General features: G+C 62.3%; 17 protein-coding genes. 15 read left to right on the top strand and 2 right to left on the bottom strand.

Going from position 1 to position 17,625, the window contains the following annotated elements; genetic code table 11:
- The first annotated feature begins 97 nt into the window (after positions 1–97).
- The 6 genes from ACE4RL_RS05845 (at position 98) to ACE4RL_RS05820 (ending at position 3,529) form a co-directional block, all read left to right on the top strand.
- Positions 98–451: an ArsR/SmtB family transcription factor gene (locus ACE4RL_RS05845; RefSeq protein WP_375599576.1), complete on the top strand. Its 354-nt coding sequence runs from the start codon at positions 98–100 to the stop codon at positions 449–451.
- The gene (locus ACE4RL_RS05840; protein WP_375599575.1) at positions 448–984 is read left to right on the top strand and encodes an arsenate reductase ArsC; all 537 of its coding nucleotides are present in this window, start codon (positions 448–450) and stop codon (positions 982–984) included. Before ACE4RL_RS05845 ends, ACE4RL_RS05840 begins: the two co-directional genes overlap by 4 nt.
- On the top strand, positions 977–1,648 hold the full coding sequence (locus ACE4RL_RS05835) for an aquaporin (protein WP_375599574.1): 672 nt from the start codon (positions 977–979) through the stop codon (positions 1,646–1,648). The genes ACE4RL_RS05840 and ACE4RL_RS05835 overlap by 8 nt, the downstream gene beginning before the upstream one ends.
- Positions 1,645–2,064 carry an arsenate reductase (glutaredoxin) gene (gene arsC / locus ACE4RL_RS05830; protein WP_375599573.1) on the top strand — a complete coding sequence of 140 codons (420 nt, stop codon included), beginning with the start codon at positions 1,645–1,647 and terminating at the stop codon, positions 2,062–2,064. Before ACE4RL_RS05835 ends, arsC begins: the two co-directional genes overlap by 4 nt.
- A 68-nt stretch (positions 2,065–2,132) precedes the next feature.
- Complete coding sequence (locus ACE4RL_RS05825) at positions 2,133–2,459, top strand: ArsR/SmtB family transcription factor (RefSeq protein WP_375599572.1); 327 nt, start codon at positions 2,133–2,135, stop codon at positions 2,457–2,459.
- A gap of 116 nt (positions 2,460–2,575) precedes the next feature.
- Complete coding sequence (locus ACE4RL_RS05820) at positions 2,576–3,529, top strand: cation diffusion facilitator family transporter (protein WP_375599571.1); 954 nt, start codon at positions 2,576–2,578, stop codon at positions 3,527–3,529.
- Positions 3,530–3,551: 22 nt separating this feature from the next.
- Here ACE4RL_RS05820 and ACE4RL_RS05815 read toward each other — a convergent pair whose 3' ends face one another.
- Entirely contained in the window at positions 3,552–4,772 is a 1,221-nt protein-coding gene (locus ACE4RL_RS05815; RefSeq protein ID WP_375599570.1) for a TIGR03862 family flavoprotein, read from the bottom strand.
- Between the two features lie 248 nt (positions 4,773–5,020).
- Here ACE4RL_RS05815 and ACE4RL_RS05810 point away from each other — a divergent pair, with 248 nt between their 5' ends.
- Positions 5,021–7,810: a bifunctional aconitate hydratase 2/2-methylisocitrate dehydratase gene (locus tag ACE4RL_RS05810; RefSeq protein WP_375599569.1), complete on the top strand. Its 2,790-nt coding sequence runs from the start codon at positions 5,021–5,023 to the stop codon at positions 7,808–7,810.
- A gap of 422 nt (positions 7,811–8,232) precedes the next feature.
- Here the strand turns inward: ACE4RL_RS05810 and ACE4RL_RS05805 are convergent, their stop codons facing one another.
- Positions 8,233–8,979 (bottom strand): SDR family NAD(P)-dependent oxidoreductase, encoded by a 747-nt coding sequence (locus ACE4RL_RS05805; protein ID WP_375599568.1) that lies wholly within the window; start codon positions 8,977–8,979, stop codon positions 8,233–8,235.
- 351 nt (positions 8,980–9,330) lie between these two features.
- On the opposite strand from ACE4RL_RS05805, the gene ACE4RL_RS05800 reads away from it, so the two are divergent.
- The 8 genes from ACE4RL_RS05800 (at position 9,331) to ACE4RL_RS05765 (ending at position 17,620) form a co-directional block, all read left to right on the top strand.
- Positions 9,331–10,380: an HD domain-containing phosphohydrolase gene (locus ACE4RL_RS05800; RefSeq protein ID WP_375599567.1), complete on the top strand. Its 1,050-nt coding sequence runs from the start codon at positions 9,331–9,333 to the stop codon at positions 10,378–10,380.
- A 463-nt stretch (positions 10,381–10,843) separates the two neighbouring features.
- Positions 10,844–11,104: an STAS domain-containing protein gene (locus ACE4RL_RS05795; RefSeq protein WP_375599566.1), complete on the top strand. Its 261-nt coding sequence runs from the start codon at positions 10,844–10,846 to the stop codon at positions 11,102–11,104.
- A gap of 79 nt (positions 11,105–11,183) precedes the next feature.
- A complete protein-coding gene (locus ACE4RL_RS05790) occupies positions 11,184–11,552 on the top strand; it encodes a response regulator (RefSeq protein WP_157290713.1) in 369 nt (122 codons plus the stop codon).
- Positions 11,549–13,600 carry a chemotaxis protein CheA gene (locus ACE4RL_RS05785; RefSeq protein WP_375599565.1) on the top strand — a complete coding sequence of 684 codons (2,052 nt, stop codon included), beginning with the start codon at positions 11,549–11,551 and terminating at the stop codon, positions 13,598–13,600. The genes ACE4RL_RS05790 and ACE4RL_RS05785 overlap by 4 nt, the downstream gene beginning before the upstream one ends.
- Positions 13,597–14,127 (top strand): chemotaxis protein CheW, encoded by a 531-nt coding sequence (locus tag ACE4RL_RS05780; RefSeq protein WP_246349565.1) that lies wholly within the window; start codon positions 13,597–13,599, stop codon positions 14,125–14,127. The genes ACE4RL_RS05785 and ACE4RL_RS05780 overlap by 4 nt, the downstream gene beginning before the upstream one ends.
- On the top strand, positions 14,124–16,220 hold the full coding sequence (locus ACE4RL_RS05775) for a methyl-accepting chemotaxis protein (protein ID WP_375599564.1): 2,097 nt from the start codon (positions 14,124–14,126) through the stop codon (positions 16,218–16,220). The genes ACE4RL_RS05780 and ACE4RL_RS05775 overlap by 4 nt, the downstream gene beginning before the upstream one ends.
- 14 nt (positions 16,221–16,234) lie before the next feature.
- Positions 16,235–16,699, top strand: coding sequence for a chemotaxis protein CheW (locus ACE4RL_RS05770; protein ID WP_375599563.1), 465 nt, complete (start codon positions 16,235–16,237; stop codon positions 16,697–16,699).
- Between the two features lie 57 nt (positions 16,700–16,756).
- The gene (locus ACE4RL_RS05765) at positions 16,757–17,620 is read left to right on the top strand and encodes a CheR family methyltransferase (RefSeq protein WP_375599562.1); all 864 of its coding nucleotides are present in this window, start codon (positions 16,757–16,759) and stop codon (positions 17,618–17,620) included.
- Positions 17,621–17,625 lie beyond the last annotated feature (5 nt).

The raw sequence follows: 17,625 nt of genomic DNA, 5'->3' as shown, positions 1-17,625 counted from the left end.
ATTTCCTCCCCATGGTGGGGAGGGATCCAGCATGGCGGTATCGTCATGCCTCCCCACCGTCTTGCAACCGTCACAATATATCGATAAATCCAGATATATGGATGATACAGCAATCATTGACGCGCTTTCCGCGCTGGCCCAGCCCACCCGGCTGTCCGCCTTTCGCCTGGTGGTCGAGCACGAACCCCACGGCCTGCCGGCCGGCGAAATCGCCCGGAAACTCGACGTGCCGCAAAACACCATGTCGACCCATCTGGCGCAACTGACCCGCGCCGGCCTGCTGGTGGCCGAAAAGCAGGGCCGCACGGTCACCTACCGCGCCGAAATCGACCATATGCGCGCGGTCATGGGCTATCTCGTCAATGATTGCTGCGGTGGCCGCCCGGAACTGTGCGCGCCGCTGATCGAGGACATCACCCCCTGTTGTGCGCCTGAGGAGGTTCGCCAATGACCGACGCCGCATCCGACCGCGTCTATAATGTATTGTTCTTGTGCACCGGCAATTCCGCCCGCTCCATTCTGGGCGAAGCGCTGATGAACGCCGTGCCCGGCGGCAGGTTTCGCGCTTATTCGGCCGGCAGCCAGCCCAAGGGCGAAGTCCATCCTCTGGCCTTGCATACACTCAGGGAAATGGACCTGCCCACCGAAGGCTATCGCTCCAAGTCCTGGGACGAATTCGCTACCCCCGACGCACCCAAGCTCGATTTCGTCTTCACCGTCTGCGACAATGCGGCGGGCGAGGCCTGCCCCTTCTGGCCCGGCCAACCCATGACCGCCCATTGGGGCGTCGAGGATCCGGCCGCCGTCGAAGGCAGCGAGATCGACAAGGTCAGCGCCTTCCGCAATGCGGCCAACTATCTGCGCCGTCGCATCGAAGTCTTTGCCGCCCTGCCGCTGGCCACCATCGACAAGATGTCGCTCCAGGCCAAGCTCAAGGACATCGGCAAGCTAGAAGGCGCCACCGACAAGACCACCAATGGCTGACCGGCTCCGCAATCTCGCCGCCGAGGCTTTGGGCACCGGCATCCTGGTCGCCACCGTGGTCGGCTCGGGCATCATGGCGCAGCGCCTGACTGACGACATTGCCCTGGCCCTGCTCGGCAACACCATCGCCACCGGGGCCATCCTGGTGGTGCTGATCGGTGTGCTCGGACCGCTCTCGGGCGCCCATTTCAACCCGGCGGTAACCCTGGTCATGGCGCTGCGGCGGCAATTGAGCGCGGCAGATGCGGGGCTTTATGTCCTCGCACAGATCTGCGGCGCCATGCTGGGCACGCTACTGGCGCATCTGATGTTCGACCTGCCACTGGTTTCGGCCTATGCTGACCCGCGCAATGGTCCCAGCCAATGGCTGAGCGAGGCGGTGGCGACATTCGGGCTTGTGCTGACCATTCTGGTCTCGCTCAGATACGCGCCCGAGCACATCGCCATGCGCGTCGGGCTCTATATCACTGCCGCATACTGGTTTACCGCCTCGACCTCGTATGCAAACCCCGCCGTCACCATCGGCCGGGCGCTGACCGCCAGCTTTGCCGGCATCGGCCCGGCCGACGTGCCCGGTTTCATCATCGCCCAGATCCTGGGCGGCCTTCTGGCCCTGGCCCTGTCCGCCTGGCTGCTGCGCACGCAAACGGAGCGATCCACATGAGCGTCACCATCTATCACAACCCCGATTGCGGCACCTCGCGCAACACCCTGGCCATGATCCGCGGCGCCGGCATCGAGCCAGAGGTAATCCTCTATCTCGAAACCCCACCCAGCCGCGACCGCCTGGTCGAACTGATCGAGCGCGCCGACCTCAAAGTGCGCGATGCCATTCGCGTCAAGGACACCCCCTATTTCGAGCTTGGCCTCGACAATGAGGCCCTGTCCGATGAAGAGCTGATCGAGGCCATGCTGGCCAACCCGATCCTAATCAATCGCCCCTTTGTCGAGACCGATCATGGCGTGCGCCTCTGCCGCCCCTCCGAAGTCGTGCTCGACATCCTGCCCGAGGCGCTCGGCATTCCCTTCACCAAGGAAGATGGCGGCGTGGTCATCGACGCGGATGGCCAGCGCGTGTGAGGCCTACCAGACTGGTCAGCCAGGCCGAAGCACCATAACTATTGGCCATTGAGCCAATGGGAAGCGCCGTGCCCCTGCCAGAAGACCACCACCTGTCCGTCATCGCCGAAACCTACCGCCTGCTCGGCGACCCCACGCGGCTCAAGGTCGTCCTCACCTGTCTTGAAGGCCCCATCGCCGTTGGCGACATCGCCAAGGCCACCGGCGCCAGCCAGTCCCTTGTCAGCCACCATCTGCGCCTGCTCCGCGCCGCCCGGCTGGTCCGCGGCACGCGCCGCAACAAGCAGGTTCTCTATGAAGCTGCCGACGCTCACATTGCCCGCATGTTGGCCGATATGATCGACCATGCCATGGAAGATCATGATCCCTCCGACGAAGACGAAATCCGCGGCTGAGTGCCTGCCCTAGACCGCCGGAACCTCCACTTTCGCACCTCGTTGGCAGCGAGGAGCATCTTGACATAACAACGCATGAATGTATGTTCATATGTATGTCAAACGGAGAGACCCGGGTGCCTGAACATCAGCATAGCCATGACCACAGCGAACATGGCCACGACCACGCTGGCCACAGCCACGCGCCCAGAGTGAGCGCAGGCAATGAGCGTGCCGTGCTGATCGGCCTGTGCCTCACCGGCAGCTTCATGGTGGCCGAGGTGATCGGCGGCTATCTCTCCGGCTCGCTGGCGCTGATTGCAGATGCCGGCCACATGCTGACGGACACCGTGGCACTGTTCCTGGCCTGGCTCGGCTTCCGGCTCGGCCGCCGCCCTGCCGACATCCGCCGCAGCTTTGGCTATTCGCGGCTGGAAGTGCTGGCAGGCCTGATCAATGCGCTCTCGCTGTTCGCGCTGGTCGGCTGGATTGCCTATGAGGCCGTGCAACGCTTTCTTGCGCCCGAAGAGGTGCTGGCCGGCCCAATGTTCGTCGTCGCCGTGCTCGGGCTCATCGTCAATCTGGTCGTCTTCCGCATTCTCTCCGGCGCCGATGCCGATCACGTCAACATCAAGGGCGCCTTGCTCCATGTGCTGGGCGATCTGCTCGGCTCGGTCGGCGCCATTGCCGCGGCGGTGATCATCTGGCTGACCGGCTGGATGCCGATCGACCCGATCCTGTCCCTCCTGGTAAGCCTCCTCATCCTCAGAAGCGCCTGGGCGCTGCTCACCCGCACCTTCAACATTCTCATGGAAGGCGCGCCCGACGGTATCGACATCAAGGCGCTGCAATCGGATCTGCGCAGCGTCGTGCCGGGACTGGCCGATGTCGGGCACTTTCATGTCTGGTCGCTGTCCTCGGGCCAGACCATGGCAACGCTGGACATTGCCCTGGCCCCCGGCGCCGATCCGGTAGGCGTAACGTCGGCCGTAAAGGAACGGCTGGCCAGTGAACACGATATCGGCCACGCGACGGTAGAAATTGACTGGACAGGCGATGGCACGGCTTGTCCGGCGGCGGTGCCGCAATAAGCGGCCCGGCCACCCGGGAGGTTTATCCCGGCTCCCGCCCCATCGCATGGGCCGCTGCCGCCAGGCCGGCCGCCCGGCCGGTTGCAAAGCATGCCGTCAGCAGATAGCCGCCGGTCGGCGCTTCCCAGTCCAGCATTTCGCCAGCCACGAAAACGCCGGGCAGCGCCTTGAGCATGAGGGTTCCGTCAACCCCGTCCCAGCCGACACCGCCGGCCACCGAGATCGCTTCGGCAATGGGGCGCGGCCGCTCTATCGGGAGCGAGACCGATTTGATGGCCGCCGCCAGGGCATCCGAAGGCAGCTGGGCAATGTCGGCAACCAAATCGCGCAGCATACCCAGTTTGACCCCGTCCAGCCCGGCCCCCTTGCGCAACCGGTTCGACAGGCTCGCCTTGGCTGGTTGCCGCGCCAGGTCACGGGACAGCCGCTCAACACTGCGACCCGGCACCAGGTCCAGCGCCAGATAGGCGGCACCATCGCGCTCCAGTGCATCGCGCAAGGCGGCGGCATGCGCATAGATCAGGCTGCCTTCGACACCCCAATGCGTGACGACAAACTCTCCGGCAATGCGACCCGCCGCGCTGCTGGCTACCACCGCCTTGACCGGCTGGCCGGCATGCCGCTCGACCATGGGGGCGGACCAGGCAACCTCGAACCCGCAATTGGCGGGACGGAAGGGGGACAGCGGCACGCCTTTGGCCTCGAGCCAGGGCACCCAGGCTGCATTCGAGCCCAGCCGGGGCCAGCTCGCGCCACCCAGGGCCAGAACCACGGCATCGAACCGCTCCGTCACCGGACCTTCCGGCGTATCGAAGCGCAGCCCATCCTGCGCAAAACCGGTCCAGCGGTGCCGCGGGCGGATTGCAACGCCCTGTGCGTTCAGGCGGACCAGCCAGGCGCGCAAGAGCGGCGAGGCTTTCATGGCCTTGGGAAAGACCCGCCCGGAGGAGCCGACAAAAGTCTCGACGCCCAGTTCTGCGCACCAATCCCGCAATGCCTGGGCTGAAAATCTGTCGAGCGCGGCCTGCAGATGCGCCCGCGCACCGCCATAGCGCGCGTCGAATTCACCCCTTGCCTCAGCATGAGTAATGTTGAGCCCCGACTTGCCGGCCATCAGCAATTTGCGGCCAATTGTTGGCTGCGCCTCGAACAGCACGACATCGGCGCCCTGCTCCGCCACCGTCTCGGCTGCCATCAGCCCGGCCGGGCCGCCGCCAATCACCGCGATGCGGTTCCCTGCCATGTCTGCCTCTTGCGCCATTTGCCTTGATGCACTGCTATCCAATTGCGCAGGCCATTGCCAATACCACGGGTCAGCCGGGCATTGCCGTTATCGGACCGGCCCTTGCCGAAACAAATACTACTGGCCAGGCACAAATGCGGTACTTGTTCGGCGGCTTCGGTTGGCCTACCCAAGAACGCAAGGAACCGGTGGCGCCCTGCCGCTGATCCGGCAGATTGGCTCCCACCCATCATCACGTTGAGATTGCAATGTCCCTCTACTCCGATTACCTGGCTGAAATCGAAACCAGAAAAGAGCAGGGGCTGGCGCCCAAGCCCATCGACGCAGGTGGTTTGACCGGGGAGATCATTGCCCTCATCCGCGACGAAGCAAGCCCGCATCGCGCCGACGCACTCAAATACTTCATTTACAACACGCTGCCCGGCACCACGAGCGCTGCCAGCGTCAAGGCCGCCTTCCTCAAGGATATCATCCTGGGGGAAGTGCTGGTTCCCGAAATCACGCCGGACTTTGCCCTGGAACTGCTCTCGCACATGAAGGGCGGTCCCTCGGTTCAGGTGCTGCTCGACATTGCACTGGGCGATGACGCCGGCATCGCGGCCAAGGCGGGCGACGTGCTCAAGACCCAGGTCTTCCTCTACGACGCCGACATGTTCCGCCTGCGCGATGCCTATAAGGCCGGCAACGCCGTGGCCACCGATGTGCTGGAAAGCTACGCCAAGGCAGAATTCTTCACCAAGCTCCCTGACGTCGAGGACGAGATCAAGCTCGTTACCTATGTCGCAGCAGAAGGCGATATCTCGACCGACCTGCTCTCGCCCGGCAACCAGGCCCATTCGCGCGCCGACCGGGAACTGCATGGCAAATGCATGATCTCGCCCGAAGCGCAGCAGGAAATCGTTGCCCTGCAGGCCCAGCACCCGGACAAGCGGGTGATGATGATCGCCGAAAAAGGCACCATGGGTGTGGGCTCCTCGCGCATGTCGGGCGTAAACAACGTGGCGCTCTGGACCGGCAAGCCGGCCAGTCCCTACGTGCCCTTCGTCAACATCGCCCCGATCGTGGCCGGCACCAATGGCATTTCCCCGATCTTTGCCACCACGGTCGACGTGACCGGCGGCATCGGGCTCAATCTCAAGAACTGGGTCAAGAAGCTAGACGCGGACGGCAAGCCGATCCTCAACAATGAGGGCAATCCGGTTCTCGAGCAGAAATATTCGGTCGAGACCGGCACCGTGCTCAAGATTGACACCAAGAACAAGAAGCTGACCGACGAGGCCGGCAATGAGCTGGCTGATATCGCTGCGGCCTTCACGCCGCAGAAAATGGAATTCATGAAGGCGGGCTCGTCCTACGCCATCGTCTTTGGCAAGAAGCTGCAGACCTTCGCCGCCGAGACGCTCGGCGTCGAGCCGACCCCGGTCTTCGCCGCCAACAAGGAAATCTCCATTGAGGGCCAGGGCCTGACCGCGGTTGAGAAGATCTTCAACCGCAATGCCGTCGGCGTGACGCCGGGCAAGGTGCTGCATGCCGGCTCGGACGTGCGCGTCAAGGTCAACATCGTCGGCTCGCAGGACACAACGGGCCTGATGACCGCGCAGGAACTCGAGGCCATGGCCGCCACGGTCATATCGCCGCTGGTCGACGGCGCCTACCAGTCGGGCTGTCATACGGCCTCGGTCTGGGACAAGAAGGCCCAGGCCAACATTCCTAAGCTCATGGCCTTCATGAACAATTTCGGCGTGATCACCGCCCGCGACCCCAAGGGCAGCTATCACGCGATGACCGACGTCATCCACAAGGTGCTCAACGACATCACCGTGGACGATTGGGACATCATCATTGGTGGCGACAGCCACACCCGCATGTCCAAGGGCGTGGCCTTTGGCGCCGATTCGGGTACCGTGGCGCTCGCGCTGGCGACCGGCGAAGCCACCATGCCGATCCCGCAATCGGTCAAGGTGACATTCAAGGGCACCATGCAGCCGCATATGGACTTCCGCGACGTCGTCCACGCCACCCAGGCGCAGATGCTCAAGCAGCATGGCGACAATGTCTTCCAGGGCCGCATCATAGAGGTGCATATCGGCACCCTCTTGGCCGACCAGGCCTTCACCTTCACCGACTGGACCGCAGAGATGAAGGCCAAGGCCTCGATCTGTATCTCCAATGACGAGACGCTGATCCAGTCTCTCGAAATCGCCAAGTCGCGCATCCGGATCATGATCGACAAGGGCATGGACAATGCCGCCGGTACGCTCAAGGGCCTGATCGCCAAGGCGGATCGCCGCATCGCCGAGATCCGTTCGGGCGAAAAGCCCGCATTGAAGCCAGACGCCAATGCGAAATATTTCGCCGAGGTCGTGGTTGATCTCGATGACATCAACGAGCCGATGATTGCCGATCCGGACGTCAACAACTCCGACGTTTCGCGCCGCTACACCCACGACACCATCCGTCCCGTGTCTTATTACGGCGGCACCAAGAAGGTGGACCTGGGCTTTGTCGGCTCGTGCATGGTGCACAAGGGCGACATGAAAATCGTCGCCCAGATGCTCAAGAACATCGAAAAAGCCGAGGGCAAGGTCGAGTTCAAGGCGCCGTTGGTAGTGGCCGCCCCAACCTACAACATCATCGATGAACTCAAGCAAGAAGGCGACTGGGAGATTCTCCAGAAGTATTCCGGCTTCGAGTTCGACGATGCTGCCCCCAAGAACACCGCGCGCACTGAGTATGAAAACATTCTCTATCTCGAGCGCCCGGGCTGCAATTTGTGCATGGGCAACCAGGAAAAGGCCGAAAAGGGCGACACCGTGCTCGCCACTTCGACCCGTCTGTTCCAGGGCCGCGTGGTGGAAGACAGCGCCGAGAAGAAGGGCGAGTCCCTGCTCGCCTCAACTCCGGTCGTCGTGCTCTCGGCCATTCTGGGTCGCACCCCGAGCGCCGAGGAATACAAGAGCGCGGTGGAAGGCATCGACCTGACCAAGTTCGCCCCGCCGCAGACCACGCCGATCGATACGAAATCGGTGCACTACTAAGGGCCACTGCCAGGGCCGCTGAACCGAGAAGGTTCGGCGGCCTTCCTCATTCTGGCAAGACAGCAGCCAAGGAGCGGCCGTCCGCGTCACCAATGAGATCGTCGGCATAGGCTGCCGCACCTTAGTGTTGTCCTACAAAGCCGCGGACGCTGGCGCGCACTCGCATAGTCGCGCTCCGCATGGACAAGTCCTCTCCACTGACCCAATGTCGAAGCTGCCGGTATTGTGTAAAACGGCGACGGTCGCTGCCCTCGGGCCAAACCATGGCAGCGCTGGAGATTGCATTGGCCCCAGGCGCCGATCCAGCTGCCGTGAGCAGGAAGGTAGAGGACGCCTGGCGCAGCTGCGCGAAATCGGTCACACCACTATCGAGATCTATCGGAGCGGCGATGGCGTCGGATGCCCGCCACTACCGCCTGACATCAATAGGTGGCGCGTCCGCCCGAGAGGTCGAAGACGCTGGCGGTGGTAAAGCTGTTCTCGCGGCTCACCAGCCAGGCCACCATGGCCGCGGCTTCCTCCACTTCAAGGAAGCGGCCGCGCGGAATGCGCGAGAGCATATAGGTGATGAATTCATCGGTCAGGCTGTCGAGAATTCGCGTCTTCGCGGTCGCCGGGGTGATGGCGTTGACCGCAATATCGAAGCTCGCCAGTTCCTTGCCCAGCGACTTGGTTAGGCCAATGACGCCCGCCTTTGCCGCAGAATAGGCCGAAGCAGTTGGATTGCCTTCCTTGCCGGCAATCGAGGCGATATTGACGATGCGACCGTAATTGCGCGCCTTCATTCCCGGCACCACCACGCGGTTGACGTAGAAGGTGCCGTTGAGATTGATTTCGATGACCCGCCGCCATTCGTCCGGATCATATTGATCCAGCGTCGCATTGTTTCCAGCTATGCCGGCCGAGTGCACCAGAATCGATACCGGCCCCGCTTCGGCTTGCGTTGCCGTATGGGCCCGTTCAAGCGCGTCAAGATCGGTGACATCGACGCATTGGTGCGACGCCCCAGCGCCCAGCGCCTTCCGCGCCTTTTCGAGCAGGTCGACATCCTTGTCCCACAGGCTCACCTTGGCGCCCGACGCCAGCAGCCGATGGGCAATGGCAAAGCCGAGCCCCTGCGCCCCGCCGGTGACCACCGCCACCTGCCCCTCAAGATCGATCGTGTTCACTGCTTTTTCCTCCATTGCATACTTGGGCGCCGCCCGATCTGCTACCCGGCCGGTGGCCAAGCAGGCAGTCAGCAACTAGCCGGCCGTCGCTGTCCTTCCGGTGTCTCAAGAATTCGCGCCCGACGGCTTGCATGGGCTCAAAGACCACGACAGGCCCTCCGATAGCGGCCTTTTCGGCTGCCATCGGCCCCGCCGGCAATCCGGCTCGTTGCCATGCGTGTGAGTCTTCCCGATGGCGTCAGTACACTGCTAACCAATAGTGCAAGCCATTGCCACGGCCCGATTCCTGTTAAGCTTCACCTAATTGTACTTCTCATATGGTTGGTGCAATTCGGGCGGGGCCGCAAGACAATGCGTTTGCTGATCGTCGATGATAGCCGCTCCAGCCTTGCGCTGATCGGCAGCATCGTCAAAGAAGCTGTGACGGGCGAGATTGAGCTATGCCTCAATCCACTCGAAGCGCTGGACATCTGCCAGTCCTACCAGTTCGACCTCATCATCGTCGACCACATCATGCCTGAAATGGACGGTGTTGCCTTCACCGCCGCGCTACGCTCGCAGCCGTCTTATCGCATCGTTCCCATCATCATGGTGACCTCCGACCTCGACAAGACCGTGCGCATCGAGGCCATCAAGGCGGGGGCCACGGACTTCCTGCACAAGCCCTTCGACCCGATCGAACTGCAGGCACGCGTCTCCAACCTGCTGGCCCTGCGCCAGGCCCAGGTAGAACTGGCCGACCGCGCCCAGTGGCTAACCCGCGAAGTGGAGCGGGCAACCGCCCATCTGCTGGCGCGCGAAGAAGAGATCATTTACCGGCTGGCGCGGGCTATCGAATATCGCGACGGCGGCACCGGCGAGCATGTCTCGCGTGTGGCGCTGATCAGTCAGATGATCGGCGAAGGTATCGGCCTGTCACCCGAGCGCTGCCGCATGATCTATCTCTCCGCGCCCTTGCACGATGTCGGCAAGATCGGCATCGCCGACGCCATCCTGTCCAAGCCGGGCCGGCTGACCGACGCGGAAATGGCCATCATGCGCGAGCATGTCACTATCGGCGCACGCATTCTGGAACGCGGCGGGTCCGAGCTGATCCGTACCGCCGAACTGATTGCGCAGAGCCACCACGAGAAATGGGACGGCACTGGGTATCCCTACCGCCTTTCAGGCACCGACATCCCCATCGAGGCCCGCATTGTGGCCATAGCCGATGTCTTCGACGCCCTGTGCTCCGAGCGCCCCTATAAACCCGCTTGGCCGATCGAAAACGCCTATGCAGAAATCGTCCGCTGCAGCGGAAGCCATTTCGACCCGCAATGCGTCGCCGCCTTCCGCGCCAAATGGCCCGAGATTTGTGCCATCATGCAGCCCGAAGAACCAGCTCACGCTGCTGGCTTCTAGAACCGTCTAGCTGACCGCTATCGGTGTATGTGCCCGCGCCTTCTAGCGGGCGCGCCAGTTTTTCGCAGGCACATGGCGACAAGACAAGTGAATCAAAAAGTATAAACCACCGAATTATTGAAGTTTGACTCTGCATCAAATCGCGATCGATTCGAGGTCAAACTCCGGCGACTCAGGGCGATTCAATGCAAGACAACATATACATATTGATTAAAAACGATACTATATGAAGTAATATTTGGGGAAGGAACCGAAAAACTTCAGAAAGATCAACTGGGTAACCATCGGTTAAGCCAGGAATGCAAGTATAGTACCAAGCCGGATGGGAATACGGCGGACAGATTGGCAATAGAAACAGCATAGCGAGCACCGCACCCGCATCAGTCCTTTTCGCCTACCGACTTCCCGGCCTCCTTTCGCGGTAGAGAGACAGAATGTCATCCTCAGTATTTTGCGCACGGTCATGCTCATGACCGATGAACGAACACACATGCTCGTCTTGACGGGCGATGCAGGCATCAAGAACGCAACCGAAGTTGCAACGAACCTGCGCCAAGCCATCGAAAACCACCCAGCCGTCGCCATCGACACGCGGGCTTTGTCCGCGGCCGATGTGACGACCGTGCAATCCCTGCTTGCCGCCCGGGTCAGTGCCCGCGCGCAAGGCAAGGAATTGCGTTTGCTCGCGCCCCTGGGGGGGGGCGCTGCAGGCCGTGCTGAGTGAAGCCGGCTTTCTAACCCCAGGACAGGAGCACGCCGCTTTCTGGTCCGAACAACCCGACAAGCCAGCAGGACACTGAGCGATGACCAAAACCATTCTGACGATCGACGACAGCGCCTCCATCCGCCAGATGGTGGCCATGACGCTGACCGGTGCGGGGCTGGACGTGCTCGAGGCCGGCAATGGCCAGGAGGGGTACGAGGTGGCGACGACCAACACGGTGCACGCCGTCCTGACCGACCTCAACATGCCGGTGCTCAACGGCATCGAATTCATCAAGAAATACCGCCAGCACCCCTCTTCCAAGGGCATTCCGATCATCCTGCTCACCACCGAGTCCGATGACGAGCTCAAGCGCCAGGCCAAGGAAGCCGGCGCCACCGGCTGGATCGTCAAGCCATTCAAGCAGGACCAGTTGCTGGCCATTATCAAGAAGGTCACCGGGGCATGAACATTTCCGACCCGACTGAAACCTTCCGCCAGGAAGCGCGCGAACTGCTCGACGAGCTCGAAGCGGGCCTGCTCGATCTCGAGCAGGATCCATCCAATAGCGATCTCGTCAATTCCACCTTTCGGGCCCTGCACACCATCAAGGGTTCGGGGGCCATGTTCGGCTTCACTGCCGTGGCCGAATTCGTGCACGAGTTCGAAACCGCCTTTGACCAGGTGCGCAAGGGCCAGACCCAGGCCAACGCAGCCCTGATCGGGGTGGCGCTCGACGCCAAGGACCATATTCACCTGCTGATCGAATCGCCCGACGCCAAAATCTCGGGCGGCGATGAAATCCTGACCAATCTGCGCGCTATCGTGAACGGCGATACCGGCGCCCCCAAAACCGAGCCAGCACCGGCGCCGGTCCACGAGAAATCCGCAGAACCGGCCCCCAAGGCCGAAACGGCGACCTGGCGGCTGGAATTCTACCTGCCTTCAGACGCGTTGATCTATGGCACCAACCCGTTCTTGCTGCTCGAAGAACTGGCCGAAATCGGACCGGTCACAATCACCGCGCTGACCGACCGGGTTCCCGACCTGGCCGTGCTCGACCCGGAGACGCCACATATCGGCTGGCGCATCGATCTGGAAGCGGATGATCCCACAGCCGCAATCGAGGATGTCTTCCTGTTCCTGCGCGACAACATGGAGTTGAGCCTGAGCCGGCTGGACACGCCATCTCTTCTGGCTCAGGAAGCGGACGACACCCAGAAACCTGTTGAAGCCAACAGGGTCGAGGACGAACCGGCTTCGATAGCCACCACACCTCAGCCACCCGCTGCCCGTAACAAGCCGGTCGCTGCGGCCGACACCGCCGACCGGGCCGCAGCTTCCTCCCTGCGCGTCCCGGCCGAGCGGCTGGACGAATTGATGGATCGCGTTGGTGAACTGGTGATTGCCCAAGCCCGCCTGAGCCAGATTGCCGGACTGAGCTCGGACACGGCGCTGAAGACCATTGCCGAAGAGCTCGAACGCCTGTCCTCGGGGCTGCGCGACACCACCATGGGCATCCGCATGGTGCCCATTGGCACCCTTTTCGGCCGCTTCCGCCGCCTGATCCATGATCTTTCGAGCGAATTGGGCAAGCCCATCGAGTTCATCACCGCCGGCGAAGACACCGAGCTCGACAAGACCATGATCGAGCGACTGGCCGATCCGCTGGTGCATCTGATCCGCAATTCGATCGATCACGGCCTAGAAAGCGCCGACAAGCGCGCCGCAGCCGGCAAGCCGGCCAAGGGCGTGGTGCGGCTCTCTGCTGTCTATTCAGGTGCCGAAGTTGCCATTTCGGTGACCGATGACGGCGCCGGGCTCGATGCCGCGCGCATCCGCGCCAAGGCCGAAGAGAACGGATTGATCACGCTAGAGACCAAACTGACCGACCAGGAACTCTACCACCTGATCTTTGCGCCGGGTTTTTCCACCGCCAAGAAAGTGACATCCCTGTCAGGCCGCGGTGTTGGCATGGATGTGGTCAAGCGCACCATTGACGGGCTGCGCGGCACCATCGATGTCACCTCCCGCCCCGGTGAAGGCTCGACCATGACCCTCAGGCTCCCACTGACCCTGGCCATTATCGATGGCATGCTCGTGCGGGTTGGCAATGGACGTTACACCATCCCCCTGGCTGCCGTGGAAGAATGCGTGGAACTGCCCGAGGGCATCGAAGCCCATGCCAAAGGCCGCAACTTCCTCGATATTCGTGGCGCGCTGGTACCCTATCTGCGGCTGCGCGAAGTCTTTGGCACCAAGGGCGAAAGTGAGCCGCACCAGAAGGTGGTGATCGTCTCGTCTGGAGAAGGCCGGGTGGGCTTGGTGGTCGACCAGATCATCGGCAACAACCAGACCGTCATCAAGCAGCTTTCAAAGCTCCACTCGGGCATCAAGTCCTTCTCGGGTGCCACCATTCTGGGCGACGGCTCCGTGGCCCTGATCCTCGACACCGCCCATCTGGTGGCCGCCGGCCAGGGTTATGTGGATCGCAATCTCACCGGGAGGGCTGCATGAGCCAGGCCATGAAACTGGTCGAACTGGCCCAAACCGCGCCGGTCGACGCGATGAACGCGCTCACCATCCGCCTAGACGACGAGCTGTTTGCCGTCGAGGCCCATCATGTGCGCGAAATTCTCGAACTGGTGCCGATCACCGAAGTGCCCAATGCTCCCGAATTCGTCGGCGGGCTGATCAACGTGCGGGGCCGTGTCGTGCCGCTGGCCGATCTACGCGTCATGTTCGGCATGAACCGGGCCGAGCCGGACGAGGATACCCGCATCGTCGTGATGGAAGTCGACATGGATGGCGAGCCCGCCATTGTCGGCATCCTGGCCGACAAGGTGCACGACGTCACCGATATCGAGGCCGCTTCCATAGAGGAGGCCCCCAAGGTCGGCATGCGCTGGCGCCCTGAATTCATCAAGGGCATCGGCAAGCGCAATGGCGGCTTCATCATCATTCCGAACATGGAACGCATTTTCGAAATCTCGGGCGCAAGAACCGCACCCGTCGCAGCTTCAGAAGAAAGGTCTGCATCGTGAGACTGACTATCAAGACAAAATTGGCGGCCGTCTTCGGCGTGGTCGTCGCCCTCTCAGGCGCCAGCATGTTCATGGCCCTGCAGAATTTGGGGCAGCTGAACCAGGAGTTGGAGACCATCGTCGAGGTTCGCGCGGCCAATTTGATCCGTTCCTCGCAGATGCAGACCAGCCTGGAAAGCCTTGGATCTCGCGTGCGCGCCCAGATCATCACCAAGGATCAGGCTGTAAAGGAAAGCTATGTTGCCTCGCTGCGCGAGGACTATGACGAACTGATCCAGGGGCACGCCTTCCTCGAAGGCAATACGATGGATGCCACCATCAAGGAACAACTGCCGGAGTTCATCACAAAGGTGAACGAGCTATGGGCCGCAGTCGAACGTGGCCAGGAACTGACGCTCAAAAACTCCGATGCCAACGCCCTTGCCATCAGCCGCAGCGAAGGCAGCGGTTCGCTCGGCGTTTTCGAAGAGACCATGGGCGCCCTGCGCGCATCACTGCAGCGTAAGGTCGACGCCGGCGATCTCTCCGCATTTCCGGCCTATCGCGCCGCTACCGAAATGTTCCTGACCGGCTCTGACATGTTTCGCCAGCAGCGCAATGTGTTGCTCGCCGCTACCCAGGACCGTGCCCTGCAGGAAACCTGGAACAGCGACTATTTGACCGGCGTCGAGGCCAACGCCGTTCGGCTACCACAATTGCAGCGCACCATGCCCGCTTCCGACATGGCCCTCTTTAACGAAGCCCGTGCTGCCTATGACGACATGGTCGCCGCCATGGACAAGGCTGTGGCCATTTCCATGGAAAATGGCGACTACTTTGCTCTGCAGGAAATGCAGAACGTCAACACCCTGCGCCGCGAAGCCAGCGCCATTCTGCAGGCCATGATTGACCGCAATGCGACCATCATGGACGAAGCCAAGGCAGACGCGGCCGAACTCTATCAGACCTCGACGATGCTGTTGATCGGCCTGCTGGTCGGCTCGGCACTGATCGCTCTGGTCGCCGCCACCTGGATCGTCATGTCGATCTCCAAGTCTCTGTCCAGCGCAGGCCGTCTGGCCGAAGAAGTCGCAGGCGGCAATCTCTCGGCCACTGCCGAAGCCAGGGGCGATGATGAGGTCACTGACCTCATCAAGACCCTCAACGCCATGACCGCCAAGCTGCGCGAAGTCGTCAGCGAAGTTACCGCCGCCACCCGCAATGTCGCCGCCGGATCTCAGGAAATGTCGGCCACCGCCGAACAGCTCAGCCAGGGCGCTACCGAACAGGCCTCTTCGACAGAAGAGGCGTCCGCCTCCATGGAAGAAATGGCGGCCACCATCAAGCAGTCGGCCGATAACGCCACACAGACCGAAAAGATCGCCCGCCAGTCCGCTGCCGACGCGATTGCTTCGGGCGAAGCGGTGAACAACGCAGTCTCGGCCATGCAGACCATTGCCGAAAAGATCATGGTGGTGCAGGAAATCGCCCGCCAGACCGATCTGCTCGCACTCAACGCGGCAGTTGAAGCTGCCCGCGCCGGTGAACATGGCCGTGGCTTTGCGGTCGTCGCCTCCGAAGTGCGCAAGCTTGCCGAGCGCAGCCAGGCAGCGGCGGGCGAAATCTCGACCCTGTCGGGCACTACGGTCAAAGCCGCCCAGTCGGCCGGCGACATGCTCTCCAAGCTGGTCCCGGACATTCAGCGCACCGCTGAGCTGGTGGAAGAAATCTCGGCCGGCTCCAGGGAGCAGAATGCTGGCGCCGCCCAGATCAACACGGCCATCCAGCAACTCGACAAGGTGACCCAGCAGAACACCTCGGCCGCCGAGGAAATGTCTGCCACCTCCGAGGAACTGGCCAGCCAGGCCGAGCAGCTCCAGTCCGCCATCAGCTACTTCCGCATCGATCCGGCCTCGATCACAACTGTTGCGACTGACGTGCCAGCCCAGAAGGCCGATCTCAAGTCTGCCATCCTGGCCAAGGCGCCGCATATGGCCCCGCGCAAGCCGGTCCAGAGCAAGCCAAAGGCCAAGAGCGGCGGCGGCTTCGACCTCGATATGGGCGACGCCGGTGACGATCTCGACGGTGATTTCACCCGTCGCGGCGCGGCCTGAGCGGATCGGTAGCCATGGCTGAACAAGCCCAATATGTGACCTTGGGCGTCGCGGAGGAAATCTTCGCGGCGCCGGTCGCCAAGGTCCTCGAAATCCTCGACATGCGGCCTATTGCCCGCCTGCCGCGGGCACCGGGCAACCTGCTCGGCATGATCGATGTGCGCGGCCAGGGGGTGCCGGTGCTGGACTTGCGCCTGACCCTGGGCATGGAGCCGGCACCCGATACGGAGAACACCCGCATCGTAGTCCTCGCCATCAACGGCGCGGACGGCAAATTGACCCTGGGTCTGAGGGCCGATCGAGTCTACGAAGTGACCGTGCTCGATCAGGCAACGCTCGACCCGCCGCCGCCAGTTTCGGCCGGATGGGGCGAACAGGTCATCCAGGGGATCGGCCGGCGCAATGGCGAATTCGTCACCGTGCTCGATCTTGACCGTATGCTGGGCAGTATCCCTCTACCCGCTAGCCGCGCGGCCTGAACTTCACAAGGCCGGCTTTCCTGCCGGCCTTGCTCTCGCCTTTTCGGAGTATCGCAATTGGCTGCCCTTGCACACCGCTTGGAAGACGACGACCACCTGTCCGACGCCGATTTCAGCAAGATTTCCAACCTTATCGGTCAACAGGTGGGCATCAAGCTGCCCCCTGGCAAGCGCCTGATGGTCGAGGGGCGCCTGCGCCGCCGTCTGCGCGCGCTCAATCTGGCCAGCTTCTCCGACTATGGCGATTATCTTTTCCGGCGCGACGGGCTGGAGACCGAAATCACCTATCTGATCAATGCGGTTACCACCAACAAGACCGACTTCTTCCGCGAGCCAGAACATTTCGAATTGATGCAGAAGAAGCTGGTTGCCGAGCTGATTGCACAGCGCCGCGACCGCATGCCTCTGCTCAAGGTGTGGAGCGCTGCCAGCTCGACCGGCGCTGAAGCCTATACCGCCGCCATGGTATTGGCCGACATGGCCGGCCAGCGCCGCGACTTCCGCTTTGCCGTCCTGGGCACCGACATTTCCACCGATGTGCTCGCAACCGGTCGCCGGGCGATCTATCCCGCCGAGCAGGTCGTTCCCGTGCCCCCCGGCATGCAGTCGCGCTACCTCATGCAGGCCCGCCGTCCCGGCGCCCGCCCCGAAGTGCGCATCGTCCCCGAACTGCGCCGGCTGGTGCGGTTCGATCATCTCAACCTGATGGACGAGACTTACCCCTATGACCGGGACGTCGACATCATCCTGCTGCGCAATGTGCTGATCTATTTTGAAAAAGCCGACCAGGCGAAGGTCATTTCGCGGCTGGTCGGACATTTGCGGCCCGGCGGTTATCTTCTTCTTGGGCATTCGGAGTCCATGATCGGCACATCGATCACCATGCGGCAGGTCGCGCCTGCCGTGTTCCAGAAGACCTGAAACGA

Source organism: Devosia polycyclovorans (genome assembly GCF_042181575.1).
GTDB lineage: Bacteria > Pseudomonadota > Alphaproteobacteria > Rhizobiales > Devosiaceae > Devosia > Devosia polycyclovorans.
This window is presented reverse-complemented; position numbering and strand designations above follow the sequence as displayed.